This is a genomic window from Phycisphaerae bacterium (assembly GCA_035275405.1).
GTDB lineage: Bacteria > Planctomycetota > Phycisphaerae > UBA1845 > UTPLA1 > DATEMU01.
Map to the genome: position 1 here is coordinate 248,422 of DATEMU010000008.1, position 17,483 is coordinate 265,904.

Annotated in this window: 9 protein-coding genes and 1 tRNA gene; 1 reads left to right on the top strand and 9 read right to left on the bottom strand. The window is 63.6% G+C overall.

The features are described from left to right. Positions 1 to 33 precede the first annotated feature (33 nt). From VJZ71_12215 to VJZ71_12250, 8 genes are all read right to left on the bottom strand, one after another. On the bottom strand, positions 34 to 1,134 hold the full coding sequence (locus VJZ71_12215; GenBank protein ID HKQ48827.1) for a glycosyltransferase: 1,101 nt from the start codon (positions 1,132 to 1,134) through the stop codon (positions 34 to 36). A 57-nt stretch (positions 1,135 to 1,191) separates the two neighbouring features. Beyond that, entirely contained in the window at positions 1,192 to 7,680 is a 6,489-nt protein-coding gene (locus VJZ71_12220; protein HKQ48828.1) for a hypothetical protein, read from the bottom strand. Positions 7,681 to 7,727: 47 nt separating this feature from the next. Then, a complete protein-coding gene (locus VJZ71_12225; protein ID HKQ48829.1) occupies positions 7,728 to 10,043 on the bottom strand; it encodes an FHA domain-containing protein in 2,316 nt (771 codons plus the stop codon). A gap of 533 nt (positions 10,044 to 10,576) precedes the next feature. Then, entirely contained in the window at positions 10,577 to 11,230 is a 654-nt protein-coding gene (locus VJZ71_12230) for a hypothetical protein (protein HKQ48830.1), read from the bottom strand. Then, entirely contained in the window at positions 11,227 to 11,868 is a 642-nt protein-coding gene (locus tag VJZ71_12235) for an ATP-dependent Clp protease proteolytic subunit (GenBank protein ID HKQ48831.1), read from the bottom strand. Before VJZ71_12235 ends, VJZ71_12230 begins: the two co-directional genes overlap by 4 nt. A gap of 78 nt (positions 11,869 to 11,946) precedes the next feature. After that, on the bottom strand, positions 11,947 to 12,591 hold the full coding sequence (locus VJZ71_12240; protein HKQ48832.1) for an ATP-dependent Clp protease proteolytic subunit: 645 nt from the start codon (positions 12,589 to 12,591) through the stop codon (positions 11,947 to 11,949). A gap of 38 nt (positions 12,592 to 12,629) precedes the next feature. Beyond that, positions 12,630 to 14,249 (bottom strand): trigger factor, encoded by a 1,620-nt coding sequence (gene tig / locus VJZ71_12245; protein ID HKQ48833.1) that lies wholly within the window; start codon positions 14,247 to 14,249, stop codon positions 12,630 to 12,632. A 174-nt stretch (positions 14,250 to 14,423) separates the two neighbouring features. Then, positions 14,424 to 14,495, bottom strand: a tRNA-Gly gene (locus VJZ71_12250). 276 nt (positions 14,496 to 14,771) lie between these two features. Between VJZ71_12250 and VJZ71_12255 the strand changes: the two genes are divergently transcribed. Beyond that, positions 14,772 to 15,116 (top strand): hypothetical protein, encoded by a 345-nt coding sequence (locus VJZ71_12255; GenBank protein ID HKQ48834.1) that lies wholly within the window; start codon positions 14,772 to 14,774, stop codon positions 15,114 to 15,116. Between the two features lie 25 nt (positions 15,117 to 15,141). Here VJZ71_12255 and gcvP read toward each other — a convergent pair. After that, a partial coding sequence (gcvP, locus tag VJZ71_12260; protein ID HKQ48835.1) for an aminomethyl-transferring glycine dehydrogenase occupies positions 15,142 to 17,483 on the bottom strand: 2,342 nt, incomplete at its 5' end.

Consider the following 17,483-nt stretch of genomic DNA (forward strand, 5'->3'; position numbering starts at 1 on the left):
TAGGGAATCCCCGTAGATATCACAGCGGCCCACTCATCCGACGGTCCCCACCGAGTCCCCGTATAGCCGCAGCCACTGTCCTACCACGGTCGACAATTCATGCTGGGCACGGATTCGTAACAGCGCCGCGTCCGCTCTGGCCCGGGCCTTTGCGCGATCGCACAAAACACACGTCAGGGCATCCGTCAGCGCGCCTGCGTCGGTCGGAGGGCGAAGCAGACCGTCGATTCCATTACGCACCAACTCCCGGCAACTCGGAATATCGCTGGCGACGATGGGACAGCGGCAGGCGATCGCTTCGAGGACAACATTGGGGCAACCTTCGGTAAAAGATGGGAACAGCAGCACGTCCGCACACTTCAACCATCGCGCCACGTCGGGCGACCAGCCGGCGAAACGCACGGCGCCGGTCAACCCTTTTGCAACCACTTCCCGCTCCATCGCCGGACGGACAGGACCGTCGCCGAGAAGGAGTGCCTGGACGTCCGTTCGCCGGCGCAAGCGGGCGATGACTTCCACAAAGGTCGGCAGGTTCTTCACGGGATCCATGCGTCCGGCCCAGAGGATCAGCGGCCGACTTTCGTCCAGCCCCAGCGCGGCGCGCGAGGCTGCCGGCGCCGCATCCATCTCCTTGAAGTCGATCGCGTTGGGGATGACCACGACGCGGTCTCCTGCCACTCCCAGATCGTCTCGAAGGTGCGCCGCGACGGCTTCTGAATTCGCCACGTGGACGTCTGAGAATCCCGCGGTGATCGATTCGAAAAAGCGATGGAGCGGGCGTTCGATCTCGATCGTGACGGTCGAAGTAATGATCGGTCGCGCGCGATCCAGTCGCCCGACGAGCCGCGCGGCGAGATTGGCATGGAAGAGCGAGGCGTGGATCACATCCGGATCGAACGCACGGACATGCTCCGCCAGTCGCAGCAGGCATCGGGCATCAAAGGGCCCGGCCGCATTGCACGAAAACGTCGTAACTCCTTGTCGCGCAAGCTCATGGCTCAACGGCCCGGGGGGAGCGAGGCAGCCGATAATGGGCTCCACACCGGCTCTTCTGATATGAAGCGCGAGCTTGGCCAGGCGAAGCGGAAGGCCGCCACGCTGAAGGTCCGTTGAAAGGATCAGGACGCGCAACATCGCGGTGGATCCTGCTGACAAAGGACGATCCGACAGATCCGACGATAAAAAAACCGGCTAAGAATGGTGCGCCGTCACGGTGCGCGTTCGCCGGGACGACGATAGACCCCAGGCGACCAGCATAAAGACGATTGCCGCCCCCGCGCCGTACCCGATCGCGCGATCCTTCCTGGCGAAGTCGAACGTCGGCGTCAGAGCGGAATCCATCGACGCATACTTGACGGAACCCGGAGCGCTGACGGTCCGCGACGTGCGAACTCGGGCAATCTCCGCGTCCAGCGCGCCGACTTCCCTCTCGCGTGCCGCAATCTCTTCGCGCAGATTGCGAATTTGACGCTCAAGTTCCTCTGCCTCGGCGGCCGCGGCCTGGTTTCCATCCGTCGCCTGCGCATCAATCTTCAGAAACTCGTCGCTCAGCGCCTGATGATGACGCGTTGCGGCATCCACCGCCTCCCGCAAGCTTGCCAGGTGCGTCGTTCGCTCCGCGCTCCGCGTGTCGGTCAACTGGCGAACGAGCTTCTCCTTCTGTTGTTCCTTGAGTTCCTCGATGCGTGGCGTCAGGTCGCGCACGGCTTCCTGATTGGCCTTCAACTCGACGTTGTAGCGCGGCGCGACCGCCCGCGCGGCGAGGATCCATTGATTACGGGCGTCCAGACTCACGTGGGCCAGCCGCTGGAGGGAATTCTGGATGATCCGCCGTTTGGTCATCTCCGCCCCCTCGCGGCCGATGGCGTCCGCCTTGTCGGCCGCCGCGCTAAAGGTCAGCCGCGAGTTACCGTAGTACTCGCGAACGAGGGTCTCCGCCCGATTCTGGTATTCCTGCAGGATCGCGACATCGCCGCCCGCCTTCCAGCTCTCGATTTTGGGCCTGATCTCTTCCCATGCGGCCGTGAAGGCATCGGTTTGGGCGCGGTATTCCGCCACATCGGCGATGAACTGGTTCAGCTCACGCCGAATGTCGTCATCGGTCTGTTCCTGGAGATGCTCGTTGGCCCTGGCATTGATGTCGTTGATGCTCGAAATGAGCGCCTGTAGCGGCTCCCTGGATTTTGCGAAGGCATCCATAAGGGTCGCGTGGAAATCACGGGCCTTGCTGGATTGTTGTTCGATGGCCTGGGTGAGCTCCTCGTCGGCGGCATACATCTGCGCTAACTGATCGGCGGTTGGCACGATCGCTTCGGTCGCCGGCGTTGTCGCCTCGAAATCCGCGAGTTCCTTCTTGGCTACCCCCACCGCGTCCAGCGCGGCGCCCATCTCCGCCTTCAGCGCATCTTTCCTGGCTCGAAGGGCCTCGCCACTCGACGTCGGAACGGCTTGTAGCCGGCCCTCCAGATCGGCCAGCGTTGATCGCTTCGGGGAGATTTCGCTGGCCTTGACCGCCCGTTCGGACTCCAACTGTTCCAAACGCTGCTCGACTTGTGACTGCGAATTCGCGGCCGACCCCATGGATGCGGCGTAGGCCTGGCCGAGGACATCCAGACCCTTCTGAATCTCGTCCTTTCTGGCGGTGGGGACCCGTGCGATAATCTCCAGGGCCGTCCCCGGAGTGGTGGGTCGAACGTCGATGCGGCCTTGCTCCCGGAGCCTCGCAAAATCAAAACCCGGAACGGCCGCTGTCTGCATCAGCGTCGTGGCGTCTCGCAAGATCGCCTCGGCATGCTCCTGCGGGCTCATGCCGGCGGCGCCGGCGCCCGTAAGATCGAGCCGACCTCGTACGAGCACTTCGCGCGTGGGCGACCACATGGCGGCCGCCGCCGCCGCGCAGCCCGCCATTAGACCCAACACGACGATCACGACCCCACGCGCGCGGCGCGGGCGGGAAGTAGTTCGGGAGGCGTCCGTTGACGCTGAAGAGGGCGCATAGGGCGCGGCGGCCGGCTCGGCCCGCGGATAGGCCGGCGGGGTACCAATGGTCTGCAAGTCGCGGATGCCCTCAATGGCCTCGCCGCTCGCCCAGTCATCGGCCTCCGTTAACCAACCCGCCTTGCTCGGCGTGGTCGAGGTGATGACATCATTATCGGCGTCGAGTTCTTCGAGTTCGTCTAGTTCCGTGATCAGGTCCTCGTCGGATTCCGAAGGGGCCGCCGAGTCGCGGGGAGCCCCCCAGTGCGGCGAGTCCGGGCCGACCGGCACGGCGGGCTCGGAAGGGCCGGGCGAATTCGTGGAGCGCTGACGCTCATGGATCGCCTCGCGCAGGCGAAGATCGGCCATTTCTTCGTCGATGCGGGCGCGCAGGTCTTTCATTTCCGCTTCCGCGGCCGCGCGCTCCTCGGCGATTTCCTGGTCGGCCTGGCGGCGTCGCTCGGCAAGCTCCTGCTCCAGCCGAGCCATCCGGGCTTCATATTCTTCATCCAGCGCCGCCATTCGCGCATCCCTTTGCGCCCGGGTGGCCGCCTCCGTTTCCTGGTCGGCCTGGCGGCGTCGCTCGGCCAGTTCCTGTTCCAGCGCCGTCATACGCGATTCGTATTCCGCTTCCACGGCCGCCATTCGCGCTTCGTACTCCGCGCGGGCCGTCGATTCCGTCTCGCTCGCCTGCTGGATTTTCGCCTGGGATTCCTCGCGCAGTTTTTCAATGAGTCGCTGCTGGGCCTCCATGACCGACTCGAATTCCCTGCGACCACTCTCCAGGTCCTCGATCTCGCGTTCCAACTGGCGACGACGGGAGTCGAGGGCCTCAGCCTCCTGCTGGGCGCGGCGGCGGGCGGCGTCCAGCTTTTCAGCCTCGTCGGTGACGCCCCTCTGGCGTGAATCCAGTGCCGCCTCGCGCTGGCGGAGCTGATCGGCCATCGCCTGGTTGCGCTCCATGATCGCGGACAGCTCGCGCGCCGAGTCTTCCTGTTGCCGTTGTGCATTGCCAAAGTCCCGGCGGGCGCGGTTGATCTCCTCTTCCTGCTGGTCGAGCCGCGCTTGCCGTGCCTCCAACTCCCGAACCCGGGCCTCCAGCGCCGCTTCCTGGGCGGCGCGGGCCTCGATGTCCGCACCGTCCAGCGCGGAATCGCCCGCTCCCAACCGGTTCTGGCGAAGCTCGTCCCGCTGTCGTGCAACATCCATGCGCTCGACGGCCAGTTGCCGCCGCTCTTTCTCGAAGGACTCGCGTTCCTGTATCAGCGCCTGCCGGTCGCGCTTGATCACGTCCATTTCGCTATTCAGCGTCTTCATGCGAGCATCTACGGTGGCCGCATCGGTCGCCAGACAGGCCTTCCGCTCGCGAAGCCGCTGCGCCTTTTCCATCAACTGCCGCCGGAGGTCCTCGGCTTCGGTGATTCGCCGCGTCATTTCCTTGCGGACGTCTTCGGTCTCATTCCGCGCGGCGGCGAGGCAGGACCGCTCCTCGGCGAGCGCTCGCTCCCGATCGCGAAGCGTGGCCCGAATGCGATCGATTTCGTCCCGCTCGGCATGCGCATGCGCCTCGACGGCTTCGATTTCCTGGCGTTCAAGCGAGAGCTTGGCCTTGTCGCGCTCCACGTCGGCTCGAATCTGGTCGAACGACGATTTCTCTTCCTTCAGACGGTCGCGCTCCTGCTGGAGCGCCGCCTGCTGACGATGAACGGCGGACTGCTGCTCTTCGAGGCGATCCCGCTCGTGCGTGATCTGCAATTCCGCTTCGGCCAGTCGGGCCTTCTGGGCGTCGATTTCCTGACGCTGGCGATTAAACTCCAATTCGGCCGCGGCGGATTGCGCCTGCATGGAGCCCAGGCGGCGGCGCTCAGACTCCAGTTCGTCCGCCGTCAATCGGTTGCGCTCTTCCTTTTCGGCCAGGGCCTTGATTTTTTCCTCCAGCCTCGATTCGCGGCGCTGGAGGTCCAGATCGGTCGTCTCGATCGATCGGCGCGCGGAGTCCATTTCCTCTTTGGCCTGGCGAACGGCGGCGGCCTCCTCCTCGAATTCTGCGCTTCGCCGGCGAAGCGATTCCTCCTCCTGGGCCACTTCGGCGGCGCGGGCGTCCGCGCGGGTCTTCTGCTCTTCGGCCTCCCGCGCCAGCTTTTCCGCGCCAGCGTATCTTGCGGACTCTGCGGCGAGTTGTTCGGAGCGAAGCTCGATCTCTTTGCGCGACTCGATCAGCTCTTGATCTTTCTTTTCGAGAGCAGCCTCGCGCTGCTGCAGCGCAATGAGCCGCGATTCGAATTCTGTTCGTTGTGCCGACTGTTCGGTTTCGCGTCGGCCGAGCAGTTCCTTTTCCGCATCCACCCGTGCGGCAAGTTCACGGACCTCCGCCTGCTGCCGGTCGACCGCCTGTTCCCGCGATTCGATCTCCTGGCGGGCGGCTTGCATTTGACGTTCGGCGTCCGCGATCCGATCCCGTCCGGCGCGCCAGTCCTCTTCCCGCGCGGCCAGCTCCGCCGCCTTGCGGGTCAACTCGTCGGTCCGGCGCGACAATTCGTGCACGGTGGACTCGATCGCGGCGTCGCGCTCTTCGAGGGTGGACTTGCGGGCCTCCACGGCGCTTTCGCGCTGCGTCAGGATCGACTCTCGCTGGACGAGCTCCTCGCGGAGGGCGTTGAGTTCCGCTTCGCGTTCGGAGACTGCCATGCCGAGCTTGGAGCGCGCGGCCTTGGCCTCTTCGGCGATACGGGTGCGTTCGGATTGGACGAGATCGGCCAGTTCCTGGGCCCGGGCGCGAAGCTCGCCTTCCTTGACCTCGCATTCCTGCTCCAGGGCATCGTGCCGCGCCTGCACTTCCGCTTCGCGCTCGGCCAATGCCGCCAGACGCTCCTTCAATTGCTCCTGTTTGGCCAGCGTTTCCTTGAGCGCCTCGTCGACGCGAGCCTTGATCCTGGCCTCTAACTGCCCCTCGCGCTGCTTGAGTTCACGCTGCCGCCGCTCGAAGTCCGCCGTCCGCGCCGCCGCCTCCCGCTCGATCTGGACCAGGCGAGTCTGCTCGGCGTTGCGCACCGCGGTCTCGCGCTCCGTCAACATCCGCTCTTTGGACTCGAAATCCATCCGCCGCGCGGCCACTTCGCGCTCGAATTGCTCCGCCTTGGCCCGGTGCGACTCGTCGAGTTCGGCCTGCTTGGCTTTCAGCGCCGTCTCCCGCTGATTCAGCTCGCGCTCGCGCGTCTCAATCTGCGCGCTGAGGCTCGTGGCTCCGCGCTCGATCTGTCCGAGTCGAACCGTCGCCCCCTGCTCCATCTCCGCGTGCCGTTGCAACCAGGCCCGCTGCTTGGCCTCAAAGTCGGCCTGCCGGGTGGCGGCGTCGCGCTCCAGCTCCGCCAGCCGCGCCTGCACGGTCTGGTCGAATTGACTCTGTCGCAGGACGAAGGCTCGTTCCTTGGCGTCCAGGCTCACCTGGCGTGCGGAGACGTCGCGTTCGATCTCCGAAAGACGCGTCTGCGCGGTTCTTTCGAATTCCGCCTCGCGCCGGATCAACTCGGCCTGCCGGGCCTCGAGCTGCATTTGCTGGGCCGCGACCTCGCGCTTGGAATCGGCGAGCCGCGCCGACACCTGGCGCTCAATCTCCGTCTCGCGCTCGGAAAGTATGCGTTGCCGCACTTCGACCTGCGCCTGGCGCCCGGCCATCTCCCGCTCAATCTCCGCGCGGCGGGCGGAGAGAGTTTGTTCCAATTGGGCCTCGCGCGCGGCCAGATGGCGTTCTTTCTCCTCCAGTTTGACCTGAAGCGTCGTCACGCTTCGTTCGATTTGTTCGACCCGCGCGCCCGTCGCCTGTTCGATCTCCGCCTTGTGCCGGAGGATTTCCGCCTGTTGCCGTTCGAGCGCCTGAATCTTGGCGCGGTATTCCTCTTCCATCTGTCGGCGGCGAAGCTGCGCCTTTTCGTCGATCTCCCTGGCCGTCTGCTGTAATTGCGACTGGTAGACCTTGAGCCGCTCACGCTCCCGGGAGAGCGCTTCTTTGAGCTTGCGCGCCCGTTCGTCGAGGGCCTTCTGGGCCTGGATGAATTTCTGCTTGAGCACGGAGTCGCGACGAATCTTGTGCTCGCCTTCGCCGCGGGCCCCATTACCGCCGACGTCGCCATCCATCGATGCCGGGGGGCGCGGGACCGAGATGGACTCATTGAACGTGGTAGGATCAGGCATGTCCGGACCTTTGGAGGGCACGGAATAGTTTACCGCATCCCCGCGGGAAGGGGACTCTTCAACCGCCGCGGCCGTTATTCCGCTCAACGCGGGCGACCCCGGGGCCTCCGAACTCCAGCCGCTATTCCGGTCGATCGAACCCAGAAGCGGCGAGGCGTGTGCCAGGGCGGCCCCTTTGGCCAGGGCCGACAAGGCGGAGGCCTCGTCGGCATACTGTTCCGCCCAGGAACGTGTGGAGGAGAGGTGCGCCGAAATCCGCCGCAGCCGTTCCATGTCCCGGGCCATCTGGTTCTGTAATTCACCCGGCGAACCGCCGATCGAGGAAGAATTCATCAACGAGGAAAGCGGCGATGGTGACGTGCGAAGCGAATCAGCGCCGGGGGGAGTGCTGGTGCCCAAGGACCCCGCTGGAAACGGCGGACCACCAAAGCGCGCGGGACCGCCGACGCCTGCCGAAATGTCCAGGGAGGGTCGCGGAGGGCCGGCCGAACCGTCGTCGATGTCCCGCATCATCTGCTGCTCCGTTGACAGTCACAGCCCCTTGGCCGTGCAACTTCCTTTCAATACTCAATTCCGACCGACTTTTCCGGATGGAACGTCGATTTTCTGGACTCCAATGATCCGAGGTCCATCAACCCTCGGCGGATCGACGCGATCCTTTCGCTGAACTTCGAGGGAAAGACCGCGTTGGAAGAATCCACACCGGATACGCCCGCTGTCGCGCCCTGCGCCGGCGCGTCGACATCCTGCCAGACGCTGCGCTGGTCGGAGTCTCCCTCCAGCCTGCGGACCGCGCGATGCAGCCCCTGCAACTCCTTTTCGAGAAGCGCCATTTGCCCGCGCTCCGCCGCGGTGGAAGGGCCCATGACCGGCATCCGGGAGACAAACGGCTCGACACGGAAGCTGGGCTGCAGCGCGGAACCAGCGGGTTCCGTCATTGGCTTGGCGGTATCCCAGATCGACTTCAGCCAGTTATCGAGCTTCTCCTGCCGCGACAGAACTTCGGACTCGACGTCCGCGAGGCGAGTGCTGAGAAGTTTCTCCAAGTCCGTGGCCGCACGCTCGAGTTCGGCGCGACCCGCTTCCGTGACGGCGGTCTGCCTGGCCTTCAGCTCGGATTCCTTCTCGCGCAGTTGGGAATGCTGATGCGTGACAATTTCTTCGATGGCCTTGCGGCGGGCCTGGGCGACTTTGGCCAGGTCCGCGGCCTTGCGCTGCAATTCGGCCTGCCGGACGCGGAGGCGATGGCGTTCGCCTTCGAGGTTGATGCGCAACTCTCGTAGCCGCTCGTCGTGCTCCTCCTGAGCGCGATTCAGTCGTTCCGCCTCCCCATCGAGTTCCTTGCGCATCCGGTCCGCCTCCTGAATCCGGCCGACCAGCGCGGCTTCCCGGGACTCCAACCGCCGCATCCTCGCCAGAAGGGCCTCGCGCTCCTGACCGATGACGGATTGGCCCCGTTTCAGGTCGGCGTAGCGCGCCTCGTGTTCGGCCTCCTGAACGCGGTGCTTTTCTTTGGCGCGAAGGACGGAGCCCCGCAACCGCTCGATGTCAAAACGCATGGATTCGAGGCGGTTCTCGGCGCGATACATTTCCTCCTTTTCGTCGCGGACGAGCTTGACCAGCTCACTCACGCGATCCTGAAGTGAAGACGCGTGGTCGGTTGTGGCCCCCTCTTCGCGAGGGGCAGCCTCGACGGCTGTCCGCTGTTCCATGTCGGCGGCGACCGGTTCGTCGAAGGATTGATCATGACGCACGACCTCCTCGCGGATCGGTCCCTGTTGATTCTGCCGCGTGGCATCCAGAAGCTGGCGGGCCTGTTCCTGGAGTTTTTCCTGATAGGCCTTGAGCTGCGCACGCTCCGCCTCCAATTCCCGGCGCAATTTCATCGCCCGCTCGTCGAGGGCACGCTGCGCCGCGACGATTCGCTCGCGAAATTGCGGGGGGCATTGCTCCACGAAGGCGCTACGGCTCTCGGGTGTCTCGTCGCACTCCGGCTCCGCCCAATCCTCGTCGCTCTCCATCTCGCGCCGCAGCGCGTCGCAGGTCGGGTCATCGCCGGCGTTGTTTTCGTACGAACCGGCGTAATCTCCGGCGAGATCGAAAGACGAATCGTCGGCGGCCTCCGTCTTCGACGGCAGCAACTCGACCTGGCTTTCATCCAGCCAACGGGTCGGTGCGAAACCGCGCGGCTGGGCGACCGGGCCTTGTTCCATTTCGAACGATGCCGCGCCCGCCACTGCCGCCTGTAACTCATAAATCAGTTCGTACGGGCCGACGCCGATCGCATCGCCGTCCACGATCGCGCCCATTTGAACGGGCCGGCCGTTGCAGCGCACGCTCGATCGCCCGGTGAGATCGCGAACCATGGCGCCGTCGCGCGTCCACACCACCAGCGCGTGCCTCGGCGAAATCGATGCGCCGGTCAGCACGACGTCGCAGTTCGGATCGCTGCCGATGATTAACGCCGCGCTTCGGCTCACGATCGTCCCGATCGTCTGCTCATGGCGAAGCTGGAACACGGGGATTTCAACGGGAATCTCGTCCAGACTCTCGTCCACCTGCACGCGAAACGAGAATGGCCCGATCGCCACTTCATCGCCATCGCCCAGGCGCGACCAACGAACCGGTCGCCCGCCCAGGAGCGTGCCGCCGGGCGCGCCGAGATCGCAGACGTAAATCCCGCCCGCCAGCGAGACCAGGGCGCAATGCGCCGCATCGATACGGCTCGATCCAAGGATCAGGTCCGCGCCGTCGCCCGCGCCGAGAATCGTGACGACCTGATTCAGCTCCTTGACCGCGGGATTCGCCTGCGCGTGCAGGGCCAACAAACGAACGAGGGAAGTACGCTGGGTTGGATAATTCGTTTCCGCGCTCACAAACGGCCACCTCACTTTTCACCGGATGAAAGTAGTCCGGTCGAAGCCTGTTTCGAACGTCTCGGGTGCCGACCCGTCGCCCAAACGGCAAAGCGAGGGGTGGACGCCTGCATCCTCCCCGCCCCGGCCGCAAATGCATGCCATGGCCTGCCGTACGACGCGGCCGATAACACGCGCGTGCCGGCAATGGGGAGAACAGCTATTCAACGGCCGTTTTGGCCCTCTGACGTTACCGAATACCGATAATAGCGACGGCATTTCTCGGGTACGGGGGCACCGACCCTTGGGAAACGTAACCCTTGTGGGCATAAGGCGCAAAAGCTGCCGGTTTTTGTCGCACATGGCCATGGGCCAGCTTATCGCAGGGAATCAATCAGTCGGAGGGCGGGCTGTCGGGTTTGTTTGCGTATTCTGGCGTGTCAGAGAAGTTTACGGCAACGCTCGCCCGGCAATCAAGCTGCGCATTCGGTCGGACCCCGAGAAAACGTGAATAGCAGTATTGAAAACAGGTCCGGGCGGCCGCAATCCCAACGTCATGGGCTCGCCGGTCGAGCGGGTTTGCTCACTTCGGCGATGTGCTGGGCCTCAAAACTCTGACCGCTCAGCAGGTCGGTGAAACGGACCGCAACGGTGATCTTCTTTCGCTCCGGCCCAAGGGCATCGGCGGCCCAGGGTACCTCGACGCGGTAGTGGGCGCCTATCATCTTGCTAAACCAAGCCTTGCGCATCGCCTCGGGACTCAGTTCGACCTTCCCAACCGTCTGCGGGCCGGAGGGTTGGGACACATCGAATAGCTCGACCTTTGCTGAGCCTGCCGCCTTGACCACGTCGCCGTCCGTATCGATGGGCCGAACATACACGACGACGCCGTCATCCACGCCGTCGCGATCCTTGTCGTATCCCCCACTCAGTCGCTCAATTTCGATCTTGCCGACGTGGACAAGCCGATCCAGCCGGCGCGGCCCTTCCAGACCGCGAAGCTCCTGAATCGTGCGGGCCGCGGAAGAAAGTTCCTCGTCGCGATCGACCAGTTGCCGTGCTTGTTTCTGAACCTTGTCTTCGAGTTCCTGGATACGGGTCAGGCGGGGATCGGCCGGCTCGGTCTTGCAGCCCGCGAGGATCGCGCAAACGGCCACGACCGCGCCCCCGCGCCCACCCCAACGGAACCGGCTGGTGGGTAGGGTCATTCGTCTTCGTCCGGGCCGGTTCGCCGCGTTATTTCAGGCTGTCGCTCCAGAACGCGATCGACCAGGCCGTATTCCATGGCCTCGGTCGGGTCCATCCACAAATTGCGATCACAGTCCTTTTGAATCTTGGCCATGTCCGTGTGCGAGTGCTTAGCGATGATGCCGTAAAGAATCTCGCGAAGACGAAGGATTTCCTGCGCCTCAATGGACAAATCCGTCGCGGCGCCCTGCAGGACACCGCCGATCAGCGGCTGGTGCAGGAGGACGCGCGAGTGCGCCAGGGCGAACCGCTTGCCCTTGGCTCCCCCGCAGAGGAGGATCGCGCCCATGCTCGCCGAGACGCCCACACAATACGTCGCCACGTCGCAGCGAAGGAACTGCATCGTGTCATAGACCGCCAGACCGGCCGAGACGCTTCCACCGGGCGAGTTGATGTAAAAGTGAATGTCCGCATGCGGGTCCTCGTTCGAGAGGAACAGCATCTGGGCGATCAGCACATTGGCCACGTCGTCGTCGATGCCCCCGGCTAGAAAGACGATCCGGTCCTTCAGCAGGCGCGAATAGATGTCGTACGAGCGCTCGCCCCGGCCGGTCCGTTCGATGACAAACGGGATCAACGTTCCATTGTTCTGTACCATCGGGCTCTCCTTGGCCTCATTCTCTCGAGTGGCACGGTCAGGCAGCAGCCTGGCCGTGCAACGCGCAGGACCCATTCCCTATTTCTTCTTATTCTTTTCCGTCTGACTATCCAGGATCTCGTCCACCAGCCCCCACTTCACGGCCTCCTGCGGGTCGATGAAGCGATCGCGCTCGGTTTCTTCCTGAATCTTCTCCATGGGCATGCCGGTGTGAAACGCGAGGATTTCGTTCAGCTTCTTCTTGTCGCGGAGGATTTCCTCGGCCTGGATGCGGATATCCTCGGCCTGGCCGGTGATCCCGCCCCACGGCTGGTGCAGCATGATCTTGCTGTTGGGCAGGGCGTAGCGCTTTCCCTTCGTGCCGGCGGTCAGGATGATCGCGCCGCCGCTGGCCGCCTGACCGATCGAGTAGGTGGCGATGTCGCAGGAGAGAAACCGCATCGTGTCGTAAATCGCCAGCGTTTGATCCACCATGCCGCCCGGGCAGTTGATGTAGAGATGGATGTCCTGGTCCTTCTTGATGCTCTGCAGGTAAAGCAGCCGCATGATCACGAGGCTCGCGGAGCGCTCGTTGATCGGACCGGCGAGGAAAATGATGCGGTTTTCGAGAAGCATGTCCTCGATGGACATCTCCCGAATCCGCTGGTACGGCGCCCCTTGGGCATAGGATGCCATCGCCCTTGGTTCCATGATCCCGTGGAGGCGGTGAATGCGATCTTCCATGATGAAATCTCCTGCGACCGACAGTTCGCTTCTACGTTTTAGTCGGATTTCTTCTTGGAGGCCTTTTTTGCCGGTTTGGCGGCGTCCTTTTCAGAAGGCTTTTTCTCCGATTTCGGCGCCGCTTCGTGCTTTTCAGCCTTCTTGGGCTTCTCGGACTTGTCGGCCTTGGCCGGCTTCTCAGTGTCCTTCTTCGGCATCTTCGTCTCGACGATCCTGGCCTTATCCAGCACCCGGTCCAGGCATTTGTCTTCCCGGATCTGCAGGGCCAGCACGCTCAGGCCGTCGTTCTTGGCCAGATCATCCCGAACCCGGTCAAACCGCCGGTTGTAGGCCCTCGCCATTTCGGCGATCTGGGCGTTGACCTCTTCTTCCGTGACGTCCACTTCCAATTTCTCGGCGACGTCTTCCAGGATGAAGTGCAGCTTCAATTCGGCCGTCACCTCCTCGCGGGCGCTCGTTCGCAACTCGTCGGCGTGTTTTTCGATCTCCGCGATCGGCACGCCGTGTCGCTGCAATTCAATCATCTTCCGCATGACGGCTCGCTCAGTCTGCCGCGACGAGATGCCCTCCGGCAATTCCAGCTTGGTGTGGTCCAGGAAATACTTCCGAACCTGATTCCGCATCCCCTTTTTGATCTCCTGCTCGATCCGGCCCTGCATCGCCGACTTCACCCACTCCCGGAATTCCTTTTCACTCTCGAAGCCCTGGTTCGTGATGTACTCTTTGTTGAGGGCCGGCAATTCCATTCGCTTGATGTCGTTGAGCTTGAACTCAAACTCGGCCTTCTTGCCGCGCAGCTCCTCGACTTCGTGGTCCTCCGGAATAGTGACGGAGAGCTTCTTGGTGTCGCCGATCTTCGCGCCTTTGAAGGTGTCGCCCAGATCTTCCAGCGTGACGCCTTCGATCCGCTGCGGACGCGCCGCGAGCTGCATGTTCTCCTGCTTCTTGTGTTCCTTTCCGTCCACCGTCATGACCAGGTCGCAGATGAGCAAATCGTCGATCGCCACCTTGCCGTCGTTGACCGGAATCCAGTTGCCCCGACGAGCCCGCTCGCGGTCTATCTGGTGGGTGACGTCCTCATCCGTTACTTTGACGTCGGGGCGTTCAATTTCAGCGCCATCCAACGGCGGCAACTCGAATTCCGGCTTGACCTCGACCTCGCACTTGAACTCCAAGTCGCCGTCCTCCGGAAGCTTCATGTGCTGTAGCGCCGTCGGCATGTCCACCAACTGTTCCTTGCCGTCCGGCTCCCCGGGCGCCTTCTTGTCCTTCATCGTTACCCAAAAGAGCGGATCGCCGAGGACGCGGAGGTCTTCCTTCTCGATCGCCGCCAGGTACGCGTTGGAAACGAGCCGCGTCTGAACCTGCGCGCCGACATCGGACCCGAACCGTTTCTCCACGAGGCGCCGCGGAGCGCGGCCGCGCCGAAAGCCGGGCACGACGGCCTCGGCCACGAGCTGCTTGTATTCCTTGTCCAGTTCCTGGGACATGCTGTCGCGCGGGACGGTCACGGAGACTTTTTTTCGCAGAACCCCGGCATCCGCGACGGCGACCTTGATCGCATCCTTGAGCACCTCGCGAAGGTCGGCTTCCTTCTCCTCGTCGACTTCAACGCCGACCGGCGATTCCTCTTGTCCGTGGATTTCTTGCTTGGCCATTCGAATCCTCCGTGGCGTTGGGCGCTGCCACGCTTCGGCACGCGCACAAAAAAAGCCGGTCAGGCGTCTTGAAAGCTCCCGACCGACTCGAATCGATCCTCGGCGCCACTCCTGCCCGCGGCCAACGCCTGACCATCCCGGTCGATAACCCGCGGGGGTGTTCTTATTTTCGAAAGCGGGTGATGAGACTCGAACTCACGACATTCACGTTGGCAACGTGACGCTCTACCACTGAGCTACACCCGCGTTTTTTTGCGGCAAGCTGCCTTCTATCGGGCACCCGCCGGTAGGCCATCATTTATAACCGAAGTCGCCCGTCGTCAACAGGTGCCGCCGCAACCCTCGGTCCCTCCGCGTTGGCCGGGTTGGGATGATAGCCCCGGTTGTTGCCAGCGTCTCGGCGGTGGAAAAGCGATGGAATTTGGAATTGCAGCCGGTAGTCATATCAAGAGTTTATGGACGATATTCTGAAAGCGGCCGGTGCCGGTCTGGGCGGTCGAGTATTCTGGTACGGTTCCGGGCATGTACGAACGTCGACACCAAGCCCTTTTGTCGCGAACCCAGTTCTTCATCCGCCTGGCGCGGAGCATCGCGGCATCGGCAGCTATCGTCACGGCCGCACTGGGGATCGGCATCGTCGGCTATCACCAATTCGCGGGTATGGCCTGGATCGACGCCTTTGTGGACGCGTCGATGATCCTCTCGGGCATGGGGCAGGTTAATCCCCTCACGACCACGTCGGGTAAGGTCTTCGCCTCCCTCTACGCGCTCTTTTCGGGGATCGTTTTTGTGGCGATCGCGACCATTATCGTCGCACCAGTGCTGCACCGGCTACTGCACCACTTCCATCTGGAGGGAAGGAAATAGCAAGCGTTCGCCCAACGCCACGACATTAACCGGCGACGCTTTCCACCGTCGGGCAGGTGCAAAACAGGTTCCTGTCTCCCCAGACGTTGTCGATGCGGCCGACGGCGGGCCAGAACTTGCGCTCGCGGACCCACGGCAAGGGGAACGCCGCCTGTTCGCGGCGATAGGGATGCGGCCACTCCGTCGCGCAGACGGCGTCGTAGGTGTGCGGGGCGTTTTTGAGCGGATTGTCGTCGCGATCGGCCCGGCCCTCTTCGATAGCGCGAATCTCTTCTCGGATGGCGATGAGCGCGTCGCAATACCGGTCTAACTCCGCCTTGGACTCGCTCTCCGTCGGCTCGATCATCAACGTGCCGGGAACTGGGAACGACATCGTCGGTGCGTGAAACCCGAAGTCCATCAGCCGCTTGGCGATGTCCTCCACCTTGACGCCGGCGCTCTTCTCAAACGCGCGGGCATCGACGATGAACTCGTGAGCCACGCGGCCGCCCTTGCCGCGATAGAGGATCGGATAGTGCCCTTCCAGACGCTTCGCCATGTAATTGGCGTTGAGGATGGCGACCTGCGAAGCCCGCTTGAGGCCGTCGGAGCCCATGAGCGCGATATAGACCCAGGAAATCGTCAGGATGCTGGGGCTGCCGTATGGCGCGGCCGAAACCGGACCGACGGCGGACTCCGGACTGGACTTGCTTTGGATCGGATGTCCCGGAAGAAACGCCGCCAGGTGCCTGGCCACGCCGATCGGCCCCATGCCCGGCCCGCCGCCGCCGTGGGGAATGCAGAACGTCTTGTGCAGGTTGAGGTGACAGACGTCGGCTCCAATGTCGCCTGGCCGGCACAGGCCAACCATGGCGTTCATGTTCGCCCCATCGAGATAGACCTGGCCGCCGTGGCGATGGACGATCTCACAGATCTTTTTGATTCCTTCCTCGAAAACGCCGTGCGTCGAGGGGTAAGTCACCATGATCGCGGCGAGCTTGTCGGCGTGGGCCGCAGCTTTCTTCTCCAAGTCGCCAATATCGATGTTGCCGTTTTTGTCGCAGGCCACACTGAAAACGTGCAGTCCGGCGGCGACCGCGCTGGCGGGATTTGTCCCATGCGCGGAGGCGGGGATCAGGCAGACGTTGCGATGACCCTGCTTGCGGCTTTCGTGATAGCCACGAATAGCCAACAGTCCCGCATATTCGCCTTGAGAACCGGCGTTGGGTTGGAGTGAGACGGCCGCAAAGCCCGTGATATCGGCCAGCCACGACTCCAGTTGCTTAAACAACTTGGCATAGCCGCGCCACTGATCCTCTGGCGCGAAGGGGTGCAACGCCCCGAAGCCCGGCCACGTGACCGGCAGCATCTCCGACGTTCCGTTCAGTTTCATCGTGCAGGAACCGAGCGGGATCATTGAATGCGCCAGTGACAGGTCGCGAGACTGGAGTCGGAAGAGATATCGCAGCATCTCCGTTTCGCTGTGGTAACTACTGAAAACCTTATGCGTAAGGAAACCGCTGTGACGCGCGAGCGGCTCGGGGAACCGAGCATTCGAAGCGGACCCCAGATCATCGACGGACATGGCGCCTGCACTTTGGCCACCGAAAAGCTCGAGCAGCGCGGCTATGTCTTTCTGGTCCGTCAATTCGTCGAGACTGATGCCGATGGTGCCGTCGTCAAATTGCCGAAGGTTGATTCGTTTCGCGGTCGCTGCGGCGTGGATCGTCTCCGCCGAAACGTCTCCGGGGCGGACGCGAAGCGTATCGAAGAAGGGCGACGGCCCGACGGAATGTCCGAGTCGGCGCAGACCCGCCGCGAGCGCCGTTGCATAGCCGTGCACGCGATCAGCGATCCGCCGCAGGCCGCTGGGCCCATGATAGACCGCATACATCGCCGACATAATGGCCAGAAGCACCTGCGCCGTGCAGATGTTGCTCGTCGCCTTCTCCCGGCGGATGTGCTGCTCGCGCGTCTGGAGCGCGAGCCGCAGGGCCGGCTTCTTCTCGCGGTCGATCGAGACGCCGACGAGCCGGCCGGGCAGCGAGCGCTTGTACTCCTCGCGCGTCGCGAAGAACGCCGCGTGCGGGCCGCCGTAGCCGAGCGGGACGCCGAAGCGCTGGCTGCTGCCGAGCGCGATGTCCGCGCCGAGCGCGCCCGGGGACTCGATCAGGCACAAGGCGAGCAGGTCGCACGCGACGGCGACGAGCGCGCCGTGCTCCTTCGCCCGCGAGGCGATCTCGCGCACGTCCCGGATCCGCCCGTCCGTCGCGGGCACCTGGACGAGGACGCCGAACACGCCGCCGTCGAACGCGAAGGCGGCGGGGTCGAGGACCAGGACCTCGATCCCGAGCGGATGCGCCCGCGTGCGGACGACCTCGATCGTCT

What these genes read in the sequence shown, in the direction of transcription:
- VJZ71_12215 (HKQ48827.1), bottom strand. Translation starts at nt 1,134, where the DNA reads ATGTTGCGCGTCCTGATCCTTTCAACGGACCTTCAGCGTGGCGGCCTT.
- VJZ71_12220 (HKQ48828.1), bottom strand. Translation starts at nt 7,680, where the DNA reads ATGATGCGGGACATCGACGACGGTTCGGCCGGCCCTCCGCGACCCTCC.
- VJZ71_12230 (HKQ48830.1), bottom strand. Translation starts at nt 11,230, where the DNA reads ATGACCCTACCCACCAGCCGGTTCCGTTGGGGTGGGCGCGGGGGCGCG.
- VJZ71_12235 (HKQ48831.1), bottom strand. Translation starts at nt 11,868, where the DNA reads ATGGTACAGAACAATGGAACGTTGATCCCGTTTGTCATCGAACGGACC.
- VJZ71_12240 (HKQ48832.1), bottom strand. Translation starts at nt 12,591, where the DNA reads ATGGAAGATCGCATTCACCGCCTCCACGGGATCATGGAACCAAGGGCG.
- tig (HKQ48833.1), bottom strand. Translation starts at nt 14,249, where the DNA reads ATGGCCAAGCAAGAAATCCACGGACAAGAGGAATCGCCGGTCGGCGTT.
- VJZ71_12255 (HKQ48834.1), top strand. Translation starts at nt 14,772, where the DNA reads ATGTACGAACGTCGACACCAAGCCCTTTTGTCGCGAACCCAGTTCTTC.